General features: G+C 62.7%; 15 protein-coding genes and 6 pseudogenes. 15 read left to right on the top strand and 6 right to left on the bottom strand.

Annotation, left to right across the window (positions count from 1 at the left end):
* The first annotated feature begins 64 nt into the window (after positions 1–64).
* Entirely contained in the window at positions 65–2,407 is a 2,343-nt protein-coding gene (locus KDB76_RS29320; RefSeq protein WP_080708176.1) for an ELM1/GtrOC1 family putative glycosyltransferase, read from the top strand.
* A gap of 25 nt (positions 2,408–2,432) precedes the next feature.
* On the opposite strand, the gene KDB76_RS29315 is transcribed toward KDB76_RS29320, so the two are convergent.
* Positions 2,433–3,200: an aspartyl/asparaginyl beta-hydroxylase domain-containing protein gene (locus KDB76_RS29315; protein WP_038409912.1), complete on the bottom strand. Its 768-nt coding sequence runs from the start codon at positions 3,198–3,200 to the stop codon at positions 2,433–2,435.
* 121 nt (positions 3,201–3,321) lie between these two features.
* Positions 3,322–4,431, bottom strand: coding sequence for a CDP-alcohol phosphatidyltransferase family protein (locus KDB76_RS29310; protein WP_225776318.1), 1,110 nt, complete (start codon positions 4,429–4,431; stop codon positions 3,322–3,324).
* Positions 4,432–4,664: 233 nt separating this feature from the next.
* On the opposite strand from KDB76_RS29310, the gene KDB76_RS29305 reads away from it, so the two are divergent.
* The 4 genes and pseudogenes from KDB76_RS29305 to KDB76_RS29290 all read left to right on the top strand — a co-directional run.
* Positions 4,665–5,453 carry a phosphocholine cytidylyltransferase family protein gene (locus KDB76_RS29305; RefSeq protein WP_235208009.1) on the top strand — a complete coding sequence of 263 codons (789 nt, stop codon included), beginning with the start codon at positions 4,665–4,667 and terminating at the stop codon, positions 5,451–5,453.
* A 543-nt stretch (positions 5,454–5,996) separates the two neighbouring features.
* Positions 5,997–6,605: a hypothetical protein gene (locus KDB76_RS29300; protein WP_014003956.1), complete on the top strand. Its 609-nt coding sequence runs from the start codon at positions 5,997–5,999 to the stop codon at positions 6,603–6,605.
* Between the two features lie 2 nt (positions 6,606–6,607).
* Positions 6,608–6,787: pseudogene (locus tag KDB76_RS29295) on the top strand (recombinase family protein); the annotation flags it as partial.
* Positions 6,788–6,921: 134 nt separating this feature from the next.
* A pseudogene (locus KDB76_RS29290) lies at positions 6,922–7,341 on the top strand (transposase); the annotation flags it as partial.
* A gap of 203 nt (positions 7,342–7,544) precedes the next feature.
* Here KDB76_RS29290 and intI1 read toward each other — a convergent pair.
* A complete protein-coding gene (gene intI1 / locus KDB76_RS29285; RefSeq protein WP_000845048.1) occupies positions 7,545–8,558 on the bottom strand; it encodes a class 1 integron integrase IntI1 in 1,014 nt (337 codons plus the stop codon).
* A gap of 101 nt (positions 8,559–8,659) precedes the next feature.
* Between intI1 and sul1 the strand changes: the two genes are divergently transcribed.
* The 4 genes from sul1 to KDB76_RS29265 all read left to right on the top strand — a co-directional run bounded on the left by sul1 (position 8,660) and on the right by KDB76_RS29265 (position 12,637).
* Positions 8,660–9,511: a sulfonamide-resistant dihydropteroate synthase Sul1 gene (sul1, locus tag KDB76_RS29280; protein ID WP_000946487.1), complete on the top strand. Its 852-nt coding sequence runs from the start codon at positions 8,660–8,662 to the stop codon at positions 9,509–9,511.
* Positions 9,512–9,638: 127 nt separating this feature from the next.
* Positions 9,639–10,139 (top strand): GNAT family N-acetyltransferase, encoded by a 501-nt coding sequence (locus KDB76_RS29275; protein WP_000376623.1) that lies wholly within the window; start codon positions 9,639–9,641, stop codon positions 10,137–10,139.
* A gap of 386 nt (positions 10,140–10,525) precedes the next feature.
* Positions 10,526–11,290: an IS6-like element IS6100 family transposase gene (locus tag KDB76_RS29270; protein WP_001389365.1), complete on the top strand. Its 765-nt coding sequence runs from the start codon at positions 10,526–10,528 to the stop codon at positions 11,288–11,290.
* A gap of 72 nt (positions 11,291–11,362) precedes the next feature.
* Positions 11,363–12,637, top strand: a complete 1,275-nt coding sequence (locus KDB76_RS29265; protein ID WP_032491441.1) for an RNA polymerase sigma factor — start codon at positions 11,363–11,365, stop codon at positions 12,635–12,637.
* Positions 12,638–12,665: 28 nt separating this feature from the next.
* Here the strand turns inward: KDB76_RS29265 and KDB76_RS29260 are convergent, their stop codons facing one another.
* The gene (locus tag KDB76_RS29260; protein ID WP_080708177.1) at positions 12,666–13,691 is read right to left on the bottom strand and encodes an MBL fold metallo-hydrolase; all 1,026 of its coding nucleotides are present in this window, start codon (positions 13,689–13,691) and stop codon (positions 12,666–12,668) included.
* On the opposite strand from KDB76_RS29260, the pseudogene KDB76_RS30015 reads away from it, so the two are divergent.
* Together KDB76_RS30015 and KDB76_RS29255 are read left to right on the top strand one after the other, a co-directional pair.
* Positions 13,690–13,893 (top strand): annotated as a pseudogene (locus KDB76_RS30015) (hypothetical protein); the annotation flags it as partial. The gene KDB76_RS29260 and the pseudogene KDB76_RS30015 overlap by 2 nt on opposite strands.
* A gap of 93 nt (positions 13,894–13,986) precedes the next feature.
* Complete coding sequence (locus tag KDB76_RS29255; protein WP_001389365.1) at positions 13,987–14,751, top strand: IS6-like element IS6100 family transposase; 765 nt, start codon at positions 13,987–13,989, stop codon at positions 14,749–14,751.
* Positions 14,752–14,890: 139 nt separating this feature from the next.
* Here the strand turns inward: KDB76_RS29255 and KDB76_RS30010 are convergent.
* A pseudogene (locus KDB76_RS30010) lies at positions 14,891–14,956 on the bottom strand (hypothetical protein); the annotation flags it as partial.
* A 2-nt stretch (positions 14,957–14,958) separates the two neighbouring features.
* Between KDB76_RS30010 and KDB76_RS29250 the strand changes: the two are divergent.
* From KDB76_RS29250 to KDB76_RS29235, 4 genes and pseudogenes are all read left to right on the top strand, one after another.
* A pseudogene (locus KDB76_RS29250) lies at positions 14,959–16,221 on the top strand (transposase family protein); the annotation flags it as partial.
* A 2-nt stretch (positions 16,222–16,223) separates the two neighbouring features.
* Entirely contained in the window at positions 16,224–17,132 is a 909-nt protein-coding gene (locus KDB76_RS29245; protein ID WP_212632304.1) for a TniB family NTP-binding protein, read from the top strand.
* The gene (locus KDB76_RS29240; RefSeq protein WP_212632303.1) at positions 17,129–18,292 is read left to right on the top strand and encodes a TniQ family protein; all 1,164 of its coding nucleotides are present in this window, start codon (positions 17,129–17,131) and stop codon (positions 18,290–18,292) included. The genes KDB76_RS29245 and KDB76_RS29240 overlap by 4 nt, the downstream gene beginning before the upstream one ends.
* A gap of 111 nt (positions 18,293–18,403) precedes the next feature.
* Positions 18,404–19,027 (top strand): recombinase family protein, encoded by a 624-nt coding sequence (locus KDB76_RS29235; RefSeq protein ID WP_014754501.1) that lies wholly within the window; start codon positions 18,404–18,406, stop codon positions 19,025–19,027.
* A gap of 117 nt (positions 19,028–19,144) precedes the next feature.
* Here KDB76_RS29235 and KDB76_RS29230 read toward each other — a convergent pair.
* A pseudogene (locus tag KDB76_RS29230) lies at positions 19,145–19,612 on the bottom strand (recombinase family protein); the annotation flags it as partial.
* Between the last annotated feature and the right edge of the window lie 260 nt (positions 19,613–19,872).

The raw sequence follows: 19,872 nt of genomic DNA, 5'->3' as shown, positions 1-19,872 counted from the left end.
TGCGGACTATATACGTCGCAGCTGATCCGGCCAAGCGGGGCATGCTCGGACTACGAGGGGACACATGACGTTCGATTCAAACTCTGTGGATCGACCGGGAGATCCGGTCGCAGCGAGAAATTCATGTGCTATTGCCGGTGCTTTAGGAGAAGCCCTCTCCTGCGGCAAGGATGGCGCCGACCAAGGTGTGCCGTTCATCGTGCCCGTGGTGTTCGAGGCAGCAGTGGGCGCGCCGGTCAGGCCGCCGGTGCGCCTGTTCCTCGGAACGGAGCCTGCTCAGCACCGTGCCGAACGGGTCTTCTTCTACTCATTGGAGCGGGTGCGCGACCCGCTGCGACGTTACGAGATCTACCGAATGACCGGCCTGCCCGGTTTCAGGCAGGAAGGATGGCGTACCGGCTTCACTAACTATCGATTCGCCATCCCTGATCTGGCCGGCCGTCATGGTCGGGCCATCTACAACGATGTCGACCAAGTGTACACGGCCGACCCTGCGTTGTTGTTCGACCAGCCCATGAACGGCAGTGCCTACTTGGCTCTGTCTCCCCAGGACACCGCGGTCATGTTGATCGATTGTGAACGAATGGCGCATTGCTGGACCTTCAGCAAAGCCTGCCGGGAAAGCAAGAAGACGCTGCACAGGCAGGCTGCCGCCGAGCCGGGACTGTGGGGTGCCCTCGATTCTCTGTGGCATGCGCGTGATCTTGAATACCGCAATGGCCAGTCGCGGTTGCTGCACTACACGACGTTGCACCTGCAGCCGTGGCGCCCGACGCCGGAGCAGTACTCCTACCATATTCACCCCTACGCCGAATATTTCCTGGGGCTCGAGCAAGCGGCCGACGCGGCGGGTTATGAAATCTATACGGCGGCTCGTCCCAGCCCAGCTTTCGCCACGGCCTGCCAGCAACCGTGGGCACCGGTCCCGCTCACGGGTCTGCCTAGCAGGCTCGACGCTGATCTGCAGGCAAGCAGCGCAAACCATCTGGCGCTTGTAGGTTCGTGGGGCGACGGCCGGACTGAAGTCACGACGCTGCGCTGGTCGTTCGATCAACTGCGCCGGGACGACCTGCCGGCCTGCGAGGCGGTTGTCACTAGCGGCCTCGAGCGCCTACCGGTTGAGGACCTCCCTTGGGTACTGGCCCGACTGTTCGAACGCGCCAAAAAGTGGGTCTATATCAAGGTGGCGCTCGGGCCGCAGAGCAACAGCATGGCGGAGTGGCGCCGACTGCTACGGCGCGTCGCACTGCGCTATCCGGGACGTTGCTGGCAGCTCGACTGTATTGATAGTGAAGGCCACTTTCATCGGTTCCGTGCTGACTTCACGCAGCGCTGCGCAGAGCGCGGCGCACTCCCATCTGTCTGGGTGCTGCTAGGCAAGCATGCTGGTGACAACGCTCAGATGACGGACATTGCCAAGGCGCTCGGCTGGCCATACGCACTTAAGCAAGCAACGACAGACGAAGGTTCGCAGGCGCTTGTAGCGCCACCGTGGCCAGACCTGGTGATCAGTGCGGGACGGCGGACCGCGCCCCTGGCACGCAGTATTTGCGAACGCTCTGGCGGCTCGACCCGTTCAGTGGTGGTGGGCCGCCCGCGGGCGCCGTTAAGCAGCTTTGACCTGGTACTCACTACCCCGCAGTACGGCCTGCCACTGCGCGACAACGTGGTGGATATGCCGGCGCCCTTTATTGCCGAGCGATTGTTGGACGATGCAACGCTCGAGGCTTGGCGGCAGCGCTTTGCCAAACTGCCACGGCCTTGGGTCGCGCTCCTGGTTGGCGGCAACAGCATGCCTTATCGACTCGATGCCGCTATTGCAGCCGAGCTAGGGCGTCAAGCCAGTTCGGCCGTGGCTGCCCAGTGTGGGTCGCTACTGGTTTCGACCAGCCCGCGAACACCGACCGACGCCAGCCAGGCATTGCTGAAGGCGATCGATACGCCAGTGCTCAGCTACAACTTCGGCAGTGGTGAGGAGAATCCCTATGGGGCTCTGCTAGCCTTGGCCGATGCCTTCATCGTCACCGGTGAAAGCGTTTCCATGCTCACAGAGGCTTGCATGACCGGGCGTCCGGTGGCGGTCTTCCCACTGCCGGTCCGACGCCACATGAAGGCCCGACTACACCATGCGATTGAGCGCCGCCTGGGCATCATTGACCGGGCCGCGGGCAGTCGCGGCACGCCGCGGCAACAGAACAAGGTCGGGCGAGTGTACGACGAACTGGTCGCGGCTGGGCGGGTCAAGCGTGAGCGGCGCACCGAGGAGGTCCATCTGGCCCTTGGTGTATCGCCGCTGCCAGAGGGGCTGATACAGCTGCCGGGGCTGTCTCCCCCACAGCTGGCCGATGCACGGACACGGGCACTGGCGGCGATCCGGGCGCTCGTCGAAGGCGAGCGGCCCCTTTGACAGGCAGCGCTATCGTGGGGCTCTGCTAGCGGTTCAGCCCGCGCTCCCAGGCCCGATGGTTGCGCCGGGCATCCTGGATGAACGGTGACCAGCGGATCAATTGCAGGACGACCCGATTGAGCCAGGCGCCGGGCCACACCAGCGGCCGCTGTACATCAAGAAACAGCACCACCCGTGTGCCGTCTGTGTCGTTCCATACCTGATGACGGAAGGTGTCGTCGAAGATGACGAACTTCCCCTTTTCCCAATGGCGCGTTTGGTCCTCGACCTGGATGCGGCACTGCTCCTTGGGCTCGGGCACCATCAATCCCAGATGGGCGCGTAGCAAGCCGTTGTACGGACCGCGGTGTGGCGGAATGTGCTTGCCCGGCGCCAGGATCGAAAAGAATGCTGTGAACATGCCGGGGATGGACTCGACCAGCCGAGTCGTCTCCGGGCATCGCTCACAGTTGTTTTCCATCTTATAGCCGTACCCATACAGGAAAAACGTCTTCCACCGATCGTCCTGCGTGATGTTCAACTGGTCCTTGGAAATGTCCTGGAAGTTGGGGATATCGTCCTGGCGGGTGAGCACTTGTTCCAGTTCACCGCGTATCACCTGCCACTGGGCTTCCAGCGCGCCGGTCCAGGAGAACTGCGCCGGATCGAAGAAGGGCGTCACACCAACTTTTGAATAGCGGCGGATCGCGTTTTCCAGGCGTTTGATGACCCACAAGCCAATGGCCACGCTGGGCCGATGCTTGCGCTTGCGTTTGGGTCGGCCTGCATCGATCTTGTTGTTGCCTTGGCTCATGTTTCCTCCAAAAGACGTGTCGGATAGGGCACTCGGATCAGCCCAGGCGCCGGTGCCATCAAGCACCACCCTGCTCCCGAGCAACTGGACCTCCACGAGTCGTACGCCTGCAGGCCGGGCATCAGGCGTCGTGTAGCCCGGAGCGCGGCGCAAACAGGCGTACCACCGGCCTGTGCCTTTCAGCTTTCAGATCGACCTGAGTGAGCCAAGGCTGCAGCTCAGCGCCGCGCTTGCGCAGGCTGATCGCCCAGATGACCCGCACCGCCAGTACCAGCGTCGAGATCAGGGTCCAGAGCGCCACGAGTTGCAGGCCGATGTCATTGGCCTGTGCTATCCAGGCCAGGCTGAGCAACAGCAGGTTGGGATTACGCCGCGCGGTCACCAACCGGTTGACGGAATCGAACGGCCGCCAGAGAAACAACGAAAAAGGCGCCGCCAATTTGAACGCTCCTTCGCACAGGCGCCCGCCCAGGTAACCGAGGAAAATCACCCAGTACAGGGCGTCGAGCGGCATGGCATGGTTCCAGCTTGCTGCGAGCCCGACGCCCCAGGCGATGTACCACAGGGGCGGATGCACCAAGTCCAGGGCGTGGTCAAAGATATTGCCGAAACGCGTCGAGGTGACGGTCACCCGGGCCAGCTTGCCGTCAACGGTGTCGAGGAATGTCATCACCCAGCCCGCCAGCAGGCCGGAACCATAGTTGCCGTTCCAGAACCACCATCCAGCGAGAATCGCCAGTACGTAGCTCGCCGCCGTGACATGATTGGGGCTCAGCCCCAGGCGCACGCATACGCCGGTCACCCAACGCGCCGGCAGTGGCCATACCTTCAGGGTGATGAGGTCGGTGACGCCTTTGTAGGCACCGCTGAACAGCGCTTTTTCCAGTTGTGCCCGGTTGGAATCCGTTATGAAGGCGACCCAGGGCCGATCCAGTTTGCGCAATTGAGTCTGCAGTCCGGACGCTACAGTGTCGGGCCGAACCTTCTGCAAGCCGGCAATGACTGGGCCTTCGAGGCGGACGGCTCGCTCATCGAGTTGATCGGCACCAAGGCAGGCCGCCGCCACCGTGCCGTTACGCGGGTCCTGCAGGGCAACGCCTTCACTGGCCAGGAGGCCGCGTATGACGCGCTCGTCATACAAATAATCCTCGCGCAGTAACAACACAACGCCATCCTTGGGTAGCGGCTGGCCGGCCCCTAGCAAATGAACCTTGGGTAGCCTGCGCAACATTCGGTGCAGCCTTTCCCTGGAGCTTAACCCCCACAACGTCACCGTACATTGGCCTACTAGATAAACTTTCGTTGTCATAAATGCCATGCCTTTTTTTGCGAAAATCGTAGGCCGACCTAGCTCAGTTAGTGCGGCGGCGTAAATCATACGCTAGCATGGCGCGACGCGTGCATCGGCACGACTTATTGACTGGGCGGCTCTGTCCCAGTTTCAGTACCCTGCTTGGAGACGGCATGACGCAGAGCAACGGGCTTCATCGTGTAATCATTCTCAGTGCAGGCCAGGGCCGTCGCCTTCTTCCCTATACCGAGAGCAGCCCAAAATGTCTGATCGAACTCGGCGGCAAGACGGTCATCGAATGGCAGATAGACGCGCTTCGGGCAAGGGGCTTCGATGACATCAATGTCGTCGCCGGCTATGGAATTGACCAGGTTGAACACTTGCTTGAACAGCGTTATGGCCAAGGCAGCATTTCCATTCACTACAACCCGTTCTTCGAGGTGGCCGACAACCTTGCCAGTTGCTGGATGGCACGGCATTTAATGGATGGTGAATTTCTTTTGCTCAACGGCGACACCGTGTTTGATCTTCCGGTGCTTGACCGCCTGCTCAAGGCACCGGCTAGGCCGATTACGCTTGCCATAGACCACAAGCCCGGTTACGACAGCGATGACATGAAAGTCTGCTTGGACGGCGACCGGCTTGCCCGGGTGGGCAAGAACTTGCCGCTGGACAGCGTGGACGGCGAGTCGATCGGCATGATGCGCTTTCAACCCGAAGGCGCCCTGTTGTTCCGCTGTGCGCTGGAAGCCAGCATGCGCACCCCGGAAGCATTACAGCGGTGGTACTTGAGCATCATTGACCACTTGGCGCAAACCACAGGCCAAGTGTTCGTCCACTCCATTGCCGGCTTGAGTTGGGGAGAGTTAGACTTCCCACACGATCTCGAGGCAGCCACCCTTAAGGTTCGCTCATGGAGCCGGCCGGCGACCGGAGTGTATGACAAGCCGTTTCAGCCATGATCCTCTCTAGAAGCTTAGTTGGAAGTGGATCGCCACCGATGGTGCTTCGGCAGACGGACCGTCTACCGCATTTATCTTGCTTTAGCCACCCGTATAGATGTCTAGCGTCTCTACAGGGGTGAGGTGACTACACGGTGGCGGGGCACGCTATGGCCATACGCTTAGGCTCCTTCATTACGTCTACTACCCGATCAAAAAGTGCAACCATGACTTCATTCGGCCTGCCCTTCGAATTCGAAAGGCTCTAGTGGCCTTTAGATGATCCGTAATGGGGAGCCCGCAGAATACGGAGTTTTTTGTACGCTAAGCCCCGCGTGATGGCTGTAAGCCGCAACGGGCATGGACTGCGTCCAGTTGAAGTACACCCTAACTGGATGTCAGGCAGAACCGCGCAGCTCCGTCAGAATAGAGTCTTCTTTCGCATTCTTTGACACATGCCCGCAAAGGTCATAGATTTCAGCCTGACAAAAGCAGGGCTTGAGGCGCAACGGAACAGAAAGTGCACTTAGCCCCCTTGCTCACCTTCAACGCGGAGTTGTTCTGATGACCTTTCTATGGGTTGGATTAGGGTTGGTAGTCGCCGGGCTGTGGTGGGGAACGGTTGTCTGGCGGCGGGAGCAGGCAGACCCTTGGATAAATCCACCAACTCCCGAGGCGCGGCGTTTGCTTCGAGCCGCGAGCCTGCATTTGCATTGCCACATTCTCGGCAGGCCTGCGGTAGACCAGGACGCGCCGTCGTTCGTTGGGGTAGATGCCCTCCAGGCACTTTATCTACGTGACGGGGTGATCTTTTTCGAGAAGGGGATCGCCACCTTGCCGGATGGAACCCAAGTCGAGCTGGGGGCACTCACTCATGAAGTGCTCGAAGTGCTTCGAGAAACCTACAGCGCCTTGGATGCCGCTTCAGCAGTGATCACTGACTATGCCACCACCTTCAATACTCCCGAAGAGTTAGAGAAGAGCGAGAATGAAATCCTGCGAAAGATCGCTGGCTACGGGAACATGTACCCGATGCAGAGCGCGATCGCTCGACTGGCATTGTTACTCAATCTCGATCCCGACAAGAACGATGTTGGGATTGGCGGCAAAGTGTTGTGGGAGCGCATCCGCCGTTGGCGTTGGCCCGAGCGCCATTTCTCGGCGGAGCAGTAGGCGTGCAGGGACATCGCATTGGCTACGTCCGGGTCAGCAGCTTCGACCAGAACCCGGAACGCCAGCTGGAGGAGACCGAGGTGAGCAAGGTGTTCACCGACAAGGCCTCGGGCAAGGACACTCAGCGCCCCCAGCTCGAAGCGCTGCTGAGCTTCGTCCGCGAAGGTGACACCGTTGTCATTTTCAGGAGACAACTGCACCAATCAACGCAGTTTGATACCTGCTGTGCATCCGGCTCCTGACAGCCCAATATCAGGACTCCCCCGCACGAAACTCGTCTATGTTCACTACTCGTATGCACCAAAGCGAGGTGAGCATGGCGACCGACACCCCTCGGATTGCCGAGCACGGCGTGGCCACCCTTTCAGAACAGGCATGGGAGCGTGCGTGCCGTCGTGCGGAGATCATCAGGCCGTTGGCAGAGTCGGAGACGGTCGGGCATGAAGCGGCCGACGCGGCAGCTCAGGCACTGGGCCTGTCCCGGCGGCAGGTGTACATCCTGATCCGCCGCGCCCGGCAAGGCGTGGGGCTAGTCACTGACTTGGCACCTGGACAGTCGCGTGGTGGTAAAGGCAAGGGCCGCTTGCCTGAATCGGTCGAGCGCATCATCCGTGAGCTGATACAAAAGCGTTTCCTGACCAAGCAGAAGCGCAGCATTGCGGCCTTCCATCGTGAAGTCGCTCAAGCCTGCAAGGCACAGAAACTGCGGGTGCCGGCACGAAATACCGTGGCCTTGCTGTCGTTTTCAGAAGACGGCTGCACTGAACGTCAGAAGCCGACTGCACTATAGCAGCGGAGGGGTTGGATCCATCAGGCAACGACGGGCTGCTGCCGGCCATCAGCGGACGCAGGGAGGACTTTCCGCAACCGGCCGTTCGATGCGGCACCGATGGCCTTCGCGCAGGGGTAGTGAATCCGCCAGGATTGACTTGCGCTGCCCTACCTCTCACTAGTGAGGGGCGGCAGCGCATCAAGCGGTGAGCGCACTCCGGCACCGCCAACTTTCAGCACATGCGTGTAAATCATCGTCGTAGAGACGTCGGAATGGCCGAGCAGATCCTGCACGGTTCGAATGTCGTAACCGCTGCGGAGCAAGGCCGTCGCGAACGAGTGGCGGAGGGTGTGCGGTGTGGCGGGCTTCGTGATGCCTGCTTGTTCTACGGCACGTTTGAAGGCGCGCTGAAAGGTCTGGTCATACATGTGATGGCGACGCACGACACCGCTCCGTGGATCGGTCGAATGCGTGTGCTGCGCAAAAACCCAGAACCACGGCCAGGAATGCCCGGCGCGCGGATACTTCCGCTCAAGGGCGTCGGGAAGCGCAACGCCGCTGCGGCCCTCGGCCTGGTCCTTCAGCCACCATGCCCGTGCACGCGACAGCTGCTCGCGCAGGCTGGGTGCCAAGCTCTCGGGTAACATCAAGGCCCGATCCTTGGAGCCCTTGCCCTCCCGCACGATGATCGTGCCGTGATCGAAATCCAGATCCTTGACCCGCAGTTGCAAACCCTCACTGATCCGCATGCCCGTTCCATACAGAAGCTGGGCGAACAAACGATGCTCGCCTTCCAGAAAACCGAGGATGCGAACCACTTCATCCGGGGTCAGCACCACCGGCAAGCGCCGCGACGGCCGAGGTCTTCCGATCTCCTGAAGCCAGGGCAGATCCGTGCACAGCACCTTGCCGTAGAAGAACAGCAAGGCCGCCAATGCCTGACGATGCGTGGAGACCGAAACCTTGCGCTCGTTCGCCAGCCAGGACAGAAATGCCTCGACTTCGCTGCTGCCCAAGGTTGCCGGGTGACGCACACCGTGGAAACGGATGAAGGCACGAACCCAGTGGACATAAGCCTGTTCGGTTCGTAAGCTGTAATGCAAGTAGCGTATGCGCTCACGCAACTGGTCCAGAACCTTGACCGAACGCAGCGGTGGTAACGGCGCAGTGGCGGTTTTCATGGCTTGTTATGACTGTTTTTTTGTACAGTCTATGCCTCGGGCATCCAAGCAGCAAGCGCGTTACGCCGTGGGTCGATGTTTGATGTTATGGAGCAGCAACGATGTTACGCAGCAGGGTGACGGTGTTCGGCATTCTGAATCTCACCGAGGACTCCTTCTTCGATGAGAGCCGGCGGCTAGACCCCGCCGGCGCTGTCACCGCGGCGATCGAAATGCTGCGAGTCGGATCAGACGTCGTGGATGTCGGACCGGCCGCCAGCCATCCGGACGCGAGGCCTGTATCGCCGGCCGATGAGATCAGACGTATTGCGCCGCTCTTAGACGCCCTGTCCGATCAGATGCACCGTGTTTCAATCGACAGCTTCCAACCGGAAACCCAGCGCTATGCGCTCAAGCGCGGCGTGGGCTACCTGAACGATATCCAAGGATTTCCTGACCCTGCGCTCTATCCCGATATTGCTGAGGCGGACTGCAGGCTGGTGGTTATGCACTCAGCGCAGCGGGATGGCATCGCCACCCGCACCGGTCACCTTCGACCCGAAGACGCGCTCGACGAGATTGTGCGGTTCTTCGAGGCGCGGGTTTCCGCCTTGCGACGGAGCGGGGTCGCTGCCGACCGGCTCATCCTCGATCCGGGGATGGGATTTTTCTTGAGCCCCGCACCGGAAACATCGCTGCACGTGCTGTCGAACCTTCAAAAGCTGAAGTCGGCGTTGGGGCTTCCGCTATTGGTCTCGGTGTCGCGGAAATCCTTCTTGGGCGCCACCGTTGGCCTTCCTGTAAAGGATCTGGGTCCAGCGAGCCTTGCGGCGGAACTTCACGCGATCGGCAATGGCGCTGACTACGTCCGCACCCACGCGCCTGGAGATCTGCGAAGCGCAATCACCTTCTCGGAAACCCTCGCGAAATTTCGCAGTCGCGACGCCAGAGACCGAGGGTTAGATCATGCCTAGCATTCACCTTCCGGCCGCCCGCTAGCGGACCCTGGTCAGGTTCCGCGAAGGTGGGCGCAGACATGCTGGGCTCGTCAGGATCAAACTGCACTATGAGGCGGCGGTTCATACCGCGCCAGGGGAGCGAATGGACAGCGAGGAGCCTCCGAACGTTCGGGTCGCCTGCTCGGGTGATATCGACGAGGTTGTGCGGCTGATGCACGACGCTGCGGCGTGGATGTCCGCCAAGGGAACGCCCGCCTGGGACGTCGCGCGGATCGACCGGACATTCGCGGAGACCTTCGTCCTGAGATCCGAGCTCCTAGTCGCGAGTTGCAGCGACGGCATCGTCGGCTGTTGCACCTTGTCGGCCGAGGATCCCGAGTTCTGGCCCGACGCCCTCAAGGGGGAGGCCGCATATCTGCACAAGCTCGCGGTGCGACGGACACATGCGGGCCGGGGTGTCAGCTCCGCGCTGATCGAGGCTTGCCGCCATGCCGCGCGAACGCAGGGGTGCGCCAAGCTGCGGCTCGACTGCCACCCGAACCTGCGTGGCCTATACGAGCGGCTCGGATTCACCCACGTCGACACTTTCAATCCCGGCTGGGATCCAACCTTCATCGCAGAACGCCTAGAACTCGAAATCTAACGTCCGTTCGGGCATCGAGGTCCATGTCGGGGTGGGACGGGCCCGTGGCTTCAAGATCACTTGCAGTCCGACCGCGATGTCTTGGTTGCGCGAGAGGTTGTCGATATCCTCCACTTCCATCATCAACCCTGGATAATGCCGCCGCCGTCATCGCCGCCGACGCCCGTGCCGGGCTTTTCGGGCCTGTCAGGCTTGCTCGGCCTTCAGCCTGCCTGGGCGAGATCTCCGGCGGACGGATTAACGGCGGAGCTTCGCCGCCTTTCGTGCGTGTGAAGGCCGAAGATAGTTCTCTCAAAAACATCCGTTTATGAGAGATACCAAATGTGGCTCTGTTGCAAAAATCGTGAAGCTTGAGCATGCTTGGCGGAGATTGGACGGACGGAACGATGACGGATTTCAAGTGGCGCCATTTCCAGGGTGATGTGATCCTGTGGGCGGTGCGCTGGTATTGTCGCTATCCGATCAGCTATCGCGACCTTGAGGAAATGCTGGCGGAACGCGGCATTTCGGTCGACCATACGACGATCTATCGCTGGGTCCAGTGCTACGCCCCGGAGATGGAGAAGCGGCTGCGCTGGTTCTGGCGGCGTGGCTTTGATCCGAGCTGGCGCCTGGATGAAACCTACGTCAAGGTGCGGGGCAAGTGGACCTACCTGTACCGGGCAGTCGACAAGCGGGGCGACACGATCGATTTCTACCTGTCGCCGACCCGCAGCGCCAAGGCAGCGAAGCGGTTCCTGGGCAAGGCCCTGCGAGGCCTGAAGCACTGGGAAAAGCCTGCCACGCTCAATACCGACAAAGCGCCGAGCTATGGTGCAGCGATCACCGAATTGAAGCGCGAAGGAAAGCTGGACCGGGAGACGGCCCACCGGCAGGTGAAGTATCTCAATAACGTGATCGAGGCCGATCACGGAAAGCTCAAGATACTGATCAAGCCGGTGCGCGGTTTCAAATCGATCCCCACGGCCTATGCCACGATCAAGGGATTCGAAGTCATGCGAGCCCTGCGCAAAGGACAGGCTCGCCCCTGGTGCCTGCAGCCCGGCATCAGGGGCGAGGTGCGCCTTGTGGAGAGAGCTTTTGGCATTGGGCCCTCGGCGCTGACGGAGGCCATGGGCATGCTCAACCACCATTTCGCAGCAGCCGCCTGATCGGCGCAGAGCGACAGCCTACCTCTGACTGCCGCCAATCTTTGCAACAGAGCCCTCTGATGTAATCGATGCATGAGCCGCACCGACCTCCATCGCCAACTCGACGGGCTCTGGCGCATCGAGTCGGCCAAGGTCGTGGCCAAGGTGGCCCACATGACGCGCGACGTGGGGGTGGCCGAAGAGATCGCGCAAGACGCGCTGCTCGCCGCGCTGGAAACCTGGCCGGGGCAGGGCCTGCCCGACAACCCAGGCGCCTGGCTCATGACCACCGCCAAGCACCGCGCCATCGACTGGCTGCGCCGCCAGCAGCTGCATGCCGCGAACGAGACCGACCTGAGCCGCACGCTCGACGACCAGATGGCCGCCGGCATGCCCGACGTGGAGGCGTGGATGGACGACGCCATCGGTGACGACCTGCTGCGCCTGGTCTTCACGGCCTGCCACCCGGTGTTGTCGCCGGAGGCGCGGGTGGCGCTCACGCTGCGCCTGCTGGGCGGCCTGACCACCGACGAGATCGCGCGCGCGTTCCTGGTGCCCGAGGCCACGCTGGCCCAGCGCATCGTTCGCGCCAAGCGCACGCTGGGCGAGGCCCGGGTGCCGTTCGAGGCGCCGCGCGCCGACGAACTCGCCGAGCGCCTCGACGCGGTGCTGGAGGTGGTCTACCTGATCTTCAACGAGGGCTACGCCGCCACGGCGGGCGACGACTGGATGCGCCCCGCGCTGTGCAACGAAGCCCTGCGCCTGGGGCGCATGGTGGCCGAGCTGATGCCGGCCGAGCCCGAGGTGCACGGCCTGGTCGCGTTGATGGAAATCCAGGCCTCGCGGCTGCACGCCCGCACCGGTCCCGGCGGCGAGCCCGTGCTGTTGATGGATCAGGACCGCACCCGCTGGGACCGCCTGCTGATCCGCCGGGGGCTGGCGGCCCTGGCGCGGGCCGAGGGGCTGCTGGCCGTGCAGGACCGCGGGCATGGCCCCTATGCGCTGCAGGCCGCGATCGCTGCCTGCCATGCGCGCGCCGTCACGCCCGGCGCGACCGACTGGTCGCGCATCGTGGCCCTGTACGACGGGCTGCTGCAGGTCATGCCTTCACCGGTGGTGGCGCTGAACCGCGCGGTGGCCGTGGGGCAGGCCCGTGGTCCGGCCGAGGCGCTGGCCCTGGTGGACGGGCTCGCGCTGGAGCCCCGGTTCCAGCAGTACCACCTGCTGCCCAGCGTGCGGGCCGACCTGCTGCAGCGCCTGGGTCGCCGCGCCGAGGCGCGTGCGGCCTACCTCGTTGCCGCCGACCTTGCGCGCAACCGCCGCGAGGAGGCGCTGCTGCGCGAGCGCGCGGCCGCCTGCCACCCCTAACGGTGCGGGCAAGGCGGCCACTGCCCAGTCACTTGGGGTTGACGACCGAGTAGTTCACCGGCACGAAACGGTAGCCCTTGCCTTCGGCGCGGATGTGGCCGATGCCGGGGAACGACAGGTGGGACGCCGCGATCAGGTAGCCGCCCTTGGCGGCATCCGCGAAGGCCTTCTTGCGCTCCACCGCGACGGACTTGCTGTCGCTGTCGAGCTGGGTCGTGACGCTGGGGTCGTCGAACTGCACCGCGGCGACGAGTATCAGGTCGCCGAGCAGGGCGAGCTTTTGCCCCTGGCTTTCGACCACGTAGGTGGTGTGGCCCGGGGTGTGGCCGTGGCTGGCCAGCGCTTTGATGCCGGGCACCAGGTCGGTGTTCCCCGAGAAAGGCTTGAACTTGCCGGCCTTCACATAGGGGTTCAGCGAGGCCATGGCGCCTTTGAAGAAGCCTTTGCTCTCGTCGTCCGGGGCCTTGTCGAGGTTGGTCTGGCTGAGCCAGAAATCGGCTTCTTTCTGGTCCGCACGCACCACCGCGTTCGGGAACGCCAGTTGCTCACCCACCATCAAGCCGCCCACGTGGTCGGGGTGCATGTGGGTGATGTAGATCTCGTCGACCTGCTCGGGCTGATAGCCTGCGGCCTTGAGGTTGGCCGCCAGCCGGCCCAGGGTGGGGCCGAACAGGCCGGCCGCGCCGGTGTCCACCAGCACCAGCTTGGAGCCGGTGTTGACGAGGTAACCGGTGACCGAGGTTTCGAGCGGCGCTTTCTGGAAGGACTTGGCCAGCGCGCTCTGCGTCTTCGGGGCCGGCTGGTTCAGCCGCTTGTCGACCGGCAGCGCCACCGTGCCGTCCGACAGCGCGGTGATTTCGAAGTCGCCCAGCAGCATCCGGTAGTAGCCGGGGGCCGAGGTGCGCACCTGCGGTGCGGCGGCGTGGGCGGTGGACACCAGCGTCAACGGTGCAACGGCGGCCGTGGCGGCCACCACGGCCGCAACACAGGACAGGCGGGCCAGCAAGCGGTTCTTCAGGGGCATGGTGATTTCCTTGTCCTTGTGGGTGGGCATGGACTCGCGCCGGAGTATACCGAGATTGCAACGGCTTTGCAACATCGGGGTTGCCCGGTGCACCGGCGCGGGCCGGCGCCCTGTATGCTTCCGGTTTTCGCCGCCACCCTGCCCAGCCGACGACGCCATGTCCTACATCCTTGACGCCCTCAAACGCGCGGAGTCCGACCGCGGGCGCGGCTCGGTGCCGGGGCTGCACACCCAGCAGGTGATGCCCGGCAGCGACGTGGCGGGGGCTCTGTTGCAAAAATCGTGAAGCTTGAGGATGCTTGGCGGAGATTGGACGGACGGAACGATGACGGATTTCAAGTGGCGCCATTTCCAGGGTGATGTGATCCTGTGGGCGGTGCGCTGGTATTGTCGCTATCCGATCAGCTATCGCGACCTTGAGGAAATGCTGGCGGAACGCGGCATTTCGGTCGACCATACGACGATCTATCGCTGGGTCCAGTGCTACGCCCCGGAGATGGAGAAGCGGCTGCGCTGGTTCTGGCGGCGTGGCTTTGATCCGAGCTGGCGCCTGGATGAAACCTACGTCAAGGTGCGGGGCAAGTGGACCTACCTGTACCGGGCAGTCGACAAGCGGGGCGACACGATCGATTTCTACCTGTCGCCGACCCGCAGCGCCAAGGCAGCGAAGCGGTTCCTGGGCAAGGCCCTGCGAGGCCTGAAGCACTGGGAAAAGCCTGCCACGCTCAATACCGACAAAGCGCCGAGCTATGGTGCAGCGATCACCGAATTGAAGCGCGAAGGAAAGCTGGACCGGGAGACGGCCCACCGGCAGGTGAAGTATCTCAATAACGTGATCGAGGCCGATCACGGAAAGCTCAAGATACTGATCAAGCCGGTGCGCGGTTTCAAATCGATCCCCACGGCCTATGCCACGATCAAGGGATTCGAAGTCATGCGAGCCCTGCGCAAAGGACAGGCTCGCCCCTGGTGCCTGCAGCCCGGCATCAGGGGCGAGGTGCGCCTTGTGGAGAGAGCTTTTGGCATTGGGCCCTCGGCGCTGACGGAGGCCATGGGCATGCTCAACCACCATTTCGCAGCAGCCGCCTGATCGGCGCAGAGCGACAGCCTACCTCTGACTGCCGCCAATCTTTGCAACAGAGCCTCCGTCGCCATGCTCACCTCGCTTTGGTGCACACGAGTATTGAGCATAGTCGAGATTGGTGCAGATCACTTCTGATATTGAACTGTCAGGAGCTGGCTGCACAACAGCCATTACGCCCAATCAACTGGTGCAGTCGTCTTCTGAAAATGACACTTGCGGATCGCCAGCCTTGATCAGATCAAGGCCGTTCGCCGCCGGGAAGGTCAGGATGCCTCCCGCGAACTGCAAGGTGCTGGCGGCGTCCCGCCGACAGTCTCTGAGCCACTGGAGCAAGTGCAGATCGACCACACGGTCATCGACCTGATCGTGGTGGACGCGCGCGACCGGCAGCCGATTGGCCGTCCCTACCTCACGCTGGCCATCGACGCATTCACCCGCTGCGTGCTCGGCATGGTGGTCACGCTCGAAGCACCGTCCGCCGTCTCGGTCGGCCTGTGCCTGGCACACGTCGCCTGCGACAAGCGTCCCTGGCTGGAGGGGCTGGATGTAGAGGTGAACTGGCCGATGGGTGGCAAGCCCAGGCTGCTCTACCTGGACAACGCGGCCGAGTTTAAGAGCGAGGCGCTGCGCCGGGGCTGCGAGCAGCATGGCATCCGCCTGGACTACCGGCCACCCGGCCAGCCGCACTACGGAGGCATCGTGGAGCGCATCATCGGCACGGCGATGCAGATGATCCATGACAACCTACCGGGCACGACCTTCTCCAATCCCGGCCAGCGCGGTGAGTACGACGCCGAAAAGATGGCCGCCCTGACCCTGCGCGAGCTGGAGTGCTGGCTCACTCTGGCCGTGGGCACCTATCACGGCTCGGTGCATAACGGCCTGTTCCAGCCGCCGGCCGCGCGCTGGGCCGAGGCCGTGGCGCGAATCGGCGTGCCTCCTGTGGTCACGCGGCCCACCGCGTTTCTGGTTGATTTCCTGCCGGTCATCCGTCGCACGCTGACCCGCACCGGCTTCGTCATCGACCACATCCACTACTACGCTGACGCGCTCAAGCCGTGGATTGCCCGGCGCGATCGCCTGTCCGCGTTCCTGATCCGGCGCGATCCCCGCGACATCAGTCGTATCTGGGTGCTGGAGCCGGAGGGACAACACTACCTGGAAATCCCGTACCGCACTCTGTCCCATCCGGCCGTCACGCTCTGGGAGCAGCGCCAGGCGCTGGCACGGCTACGGCAGCTCGGGCGCGAGCAGGTAGATGAGTCGGCGCTGTTCCGCATGATCGACCAGATGCGCGAGATCGTGACTACCGCGCAGAAGGCCACACGCAAGGCCCGGCGTGATGCGGATCGACGCCAGCACCTCAAGCCGTCGGCTCCGCCCGTCAAGCCCACACTGCCCGACGCGGACAGCGCCGACTCGCAGGTCGGCAACCTGCCGCCAGCCAAACCGTTCGAGCAGATCGAGGAGTGGTAGCCGTGGACGAGTATCCCAGCATCGACCTATCTCACCTGATGCCGGCGGCGCAGGGATTGGCAAGGCTGCCGGCCAGCGAGCGAATTCAGCGCCTTCGCGCCGACCGCTGGATTGGCTATCCACGCGCGGTCGAAGCGTTGAACCGGTTGGAGGCCTTGTATGCCTGGCCGAACAAGCAACGCATGCCGAACCTGCTGCTGATCGGCCCGACCAACAACGGCAAGTCGATGATCGTCGAGAAATTCCGGCGGACACACCCGGCCAGCACCGACACGGACCAGGAGCACATACCCGTGCTGGTGGTGCAGATGCCATCCGAGCCCTCGGCGATCCGCTTCTATGTCTCGCTGCTGGCCGCGATGGGTGCACCGCTTCGCCCATGCCCACGGTTGCCGGAAATGGAGCAACTGGCACTGGCCCTACTACGCAAGGTTGGCGTGCGCATGTTGGTGATCGACGAACTGCACAACGTCCTGGCAGGCAACAGCGTCAACCGGCGGGAGTTCCTCAACCTGCTGCGCTTTCTCGGCAACGAGCTGCGTATCCCGCTGGTCGGTGTTGGCACGCGCGAGGCGTATCTCGCCATCCGCTCGGACGATCAACTGGAAAACCGCTTCGAGCCAATGCTGCTTCCACCGTGGGAGGTCAATGAAGATTGCTGCTCGCTGCTGGCCAGCTTCGCTGCGTCGCTCCCGCTGCGGCGGCCCTCGCCGATTGCCACGCTGGACATGGCCCGCTACCTGCTCACCCGCAGCGAAGGCACCATTGGTGAGTTGGCGCACCTGCTGATGGCCGCGGCCGTGGCCGCCGTGGAGAGCGGCGAGGAGGCGATCAACCATCGCACGCTGAGCATGGCCGACTACGCTGGCCCCAGTGAGCGGCGCCGACAGTTCGAGCGGGAACTGATGTGACACCTGCGCCGCGCTGGCCGCTGCATCCGGCCCCGAAAGAAGGCGAGGCGCTGTCCTCGTGGCTCAACCGGGTCGCCTCCTGCTACCAGATGGATGTGCACGAGCTGCTGGTACACGATCTTGGTCACTGCCAACTCGATGAGCTGGATACCGCGCCTCCTCCGTCGCTGTTGACGGTGCTTGCCCAGCGCAGCGGCGTTGAGTTCGAGCGATTGCGCAGGATGAGCCTGGCCGGCTGGGTGCCGTGGCTGCTGGACAGCCTCGACGATTCGGTGCCTGCGGCCCTGGAAACCTATGCGTTTCAATGCTCGGTGCTGCTGCCAAAGCGCAAGGCGCGATCCATCACCCGCTGGCGTGCGTGGCTGCCGAGTCAGCCGACTCGCCGGGCATGTCCGCTGTGTCTGAACGATACGACCAACCAGGCCATGTTGCTCGTCTGGCAACTCCCCTTGATGCTCAGTTGCCCACAGCATGGCTGCTGGCTGGCGTCCTATTGGGGTCTGCCTGGCCGGTATCTCCGGTGGGAGAGGGCCGATGCTGCTCCACATCCCACCAATGAGGCGATTGCCTGCATGGATCGGCGTACCTGGCAGGCCCTTACGACCGGCTTTGTGGAGCTGCCGCGCCGACGAATCCATGCTGGGCTGTGGTTCCGGCTGCTGCGCACCCTGCTCGATGAGCTGAACACACCTCTCTCGCACTGTTATAGCAGCAGCGCGGGCAGCATTCGCCAAGTCTGGGAGCATTGCGGCCATCCGCTGCGCGCCGGGCAGAGCCTGTGGCGTCCTTTCGAGATTTTGGCCCCTGCGGTGCAGTTGCAGATGCTGGAAGCGGCTGCCACCGCCATCGACCTGATCGAATCGAAGGTGTTGAGTCCGTACGGGGAGCAGGCAGCGCTGTTCCTGTCAGAGCCGCAGACCGAGTTTACCAGCGGTCTACAGGCGGTTGAGTGGAAGAAGGAGCCTGTCAGTTACTGGCAGGAAGCGGTCAAGGCGCTTAACGAGGCAGTTGCCGAGGCTCGACATAATCCCGAAACGGCTCGCTCTCTGTTCGCGCTGTTCTCTTTTGGGCGGCGCGACTCCGAATCCCTGGAACGCTTGCGCGCCATCTTTACCAAGGAAGGCATCCCTCCTGAATTTCTGTCACATTATGCTCCTTGAACATCCTTTGCATGCCATAGAATAAATGACTTGTTAGGTGACAATTTTTGACAGCAAGATCTTTCTGATTCAAGTTGTCACACAATCGAACGTATATGTGACAGGTGGAGAATGCTGATTGGCTACATGCGGGTATCGAAGGCGGACGGATCCCAAGCCACTGACTTGCAGCGCGACGCGCTAATCGCGGCCGGTGTTGATCCAGCCCATCTTTACGAAGACCAGGCGTCGGGCAAGCGCGAGGACCGCCCTGGCCTGGCGGCCTGCCTGAAAGCGTTGCGGTCTGGGGACACCTTGGTGGTGTGGAAACTGGATCGGCTCGGTCGAGACCTGCGCCACCTGATCAACACCGTGCACGATCTGACCGGGCGAGGTGTCGGCCTCAAGGTGCTGACCGGCCACGGCGCAGCCATCGACACCACGACGGCCGCCGGCAAGCTGGTCTTCGGCATCTTTGCCGCGCTCGCTGAATTCGAGCGCGAGCTGATTGCAGAGCGCACGGTCGCTGGCTTGGCCTCGGCGCGGGCACGCGGCAGGAAAGGTGGCCGGCCGTTCAAGATGACCGCCGCCAAGTTACGCCTGGCGATGGCTAGCATGGGGCAGCCGGAAACCAAGGTAAGCGATCTTTGCGAAGAGCTTGGTATTACCCGGCAGACGCTCTACCGGCATGTGTCGCCCAAGGGCGAGCTGCGGCCAGACGGTGTAAAGCTGCTATCCCGCGGTTCATCCGCATAAATGGAGCAGTCCTGGATTCCTGTCCTGTGGGCTGCACCGCACCCTTCGCCACACCGGTTAGATGCGACGGCGACTATGGGGTTTGGGGAGCAATGGAACAGAAAGTGCACTTAAGCCCTACCACCTGCGCTCGGTGCCTTCTTCCCAGGCGTCCATCTCGACAAAACAGTTGCGCATGTCAGCTTCCTGGCTGATCTCAGTCAGCAGGTCCTGCACGGTCTTGTCCAACTCGGCGTCGCTCCGATAGGGAATGCTCAGCTCGTAGTGACCAGTCTCCAGCCGCTTCATGCCGTAGAAGGTCAGACAGTAACGCTCAATGTTCTCCGTGGCCCGCTTCCGGCCGCGCACGAACTTGCTGTTGTTCGCCACCGCGAGGCGCAGGGTGACGGTGGCCACCCGCTCGGTGGCGGGCGGCTCTGCCGGTGCCAGGGCCGTGGGCTGCTGATCGCGTGACCGGGCACTCGTCTGGTATGCGCCGATCTCGACGCCCCGGTGGCGCAGGTAGCTGTAAAGCGTGCTCCTTGAAATGTGCAGCTTCTCGCTGATGGCGCTAACGCTCAAGCGGCCCTCGCGATACAGTGACTGGGTCGTTGGAGAACGACGGAGCTTGAAGCAGTGACTCGCAATAACCGGGGGCGGCTAACGTGCTCAAGCGGGATGCTTCAGAGAATAAACCTGGGGCAAGGTGCATTCGCCTGTTAATTACTACTCCGCCAGGGACAAGCTGCCCGAAGTGTATTCAGCGGGTAATTATTTCACGTGGCAATGGGGTTCCTCCCGGCCGGCGCAGCTGGAGCCCAGTAGACTGGCCCGGGACTTCTGCCATCTAGATAAGGAACTCTGAA

Origin of the sequence: Pseudomonas sp. JS425, from assembly GCF_018223845.1 — a bacterium.
Classification (GTDB): domain Bacteria; phylum Pseudomonadota; class Gammaproteobacteria; order Pseudomonadales; family Pseudomonadaceae; genus Aquipseudomonas; species Aquipseudomonas asiatica.
The sequence above is the reverse complement of the archived record's forward strand: the minus strand, read 5'-3'. Positions and strand labels throughout refer to the sequence as shown.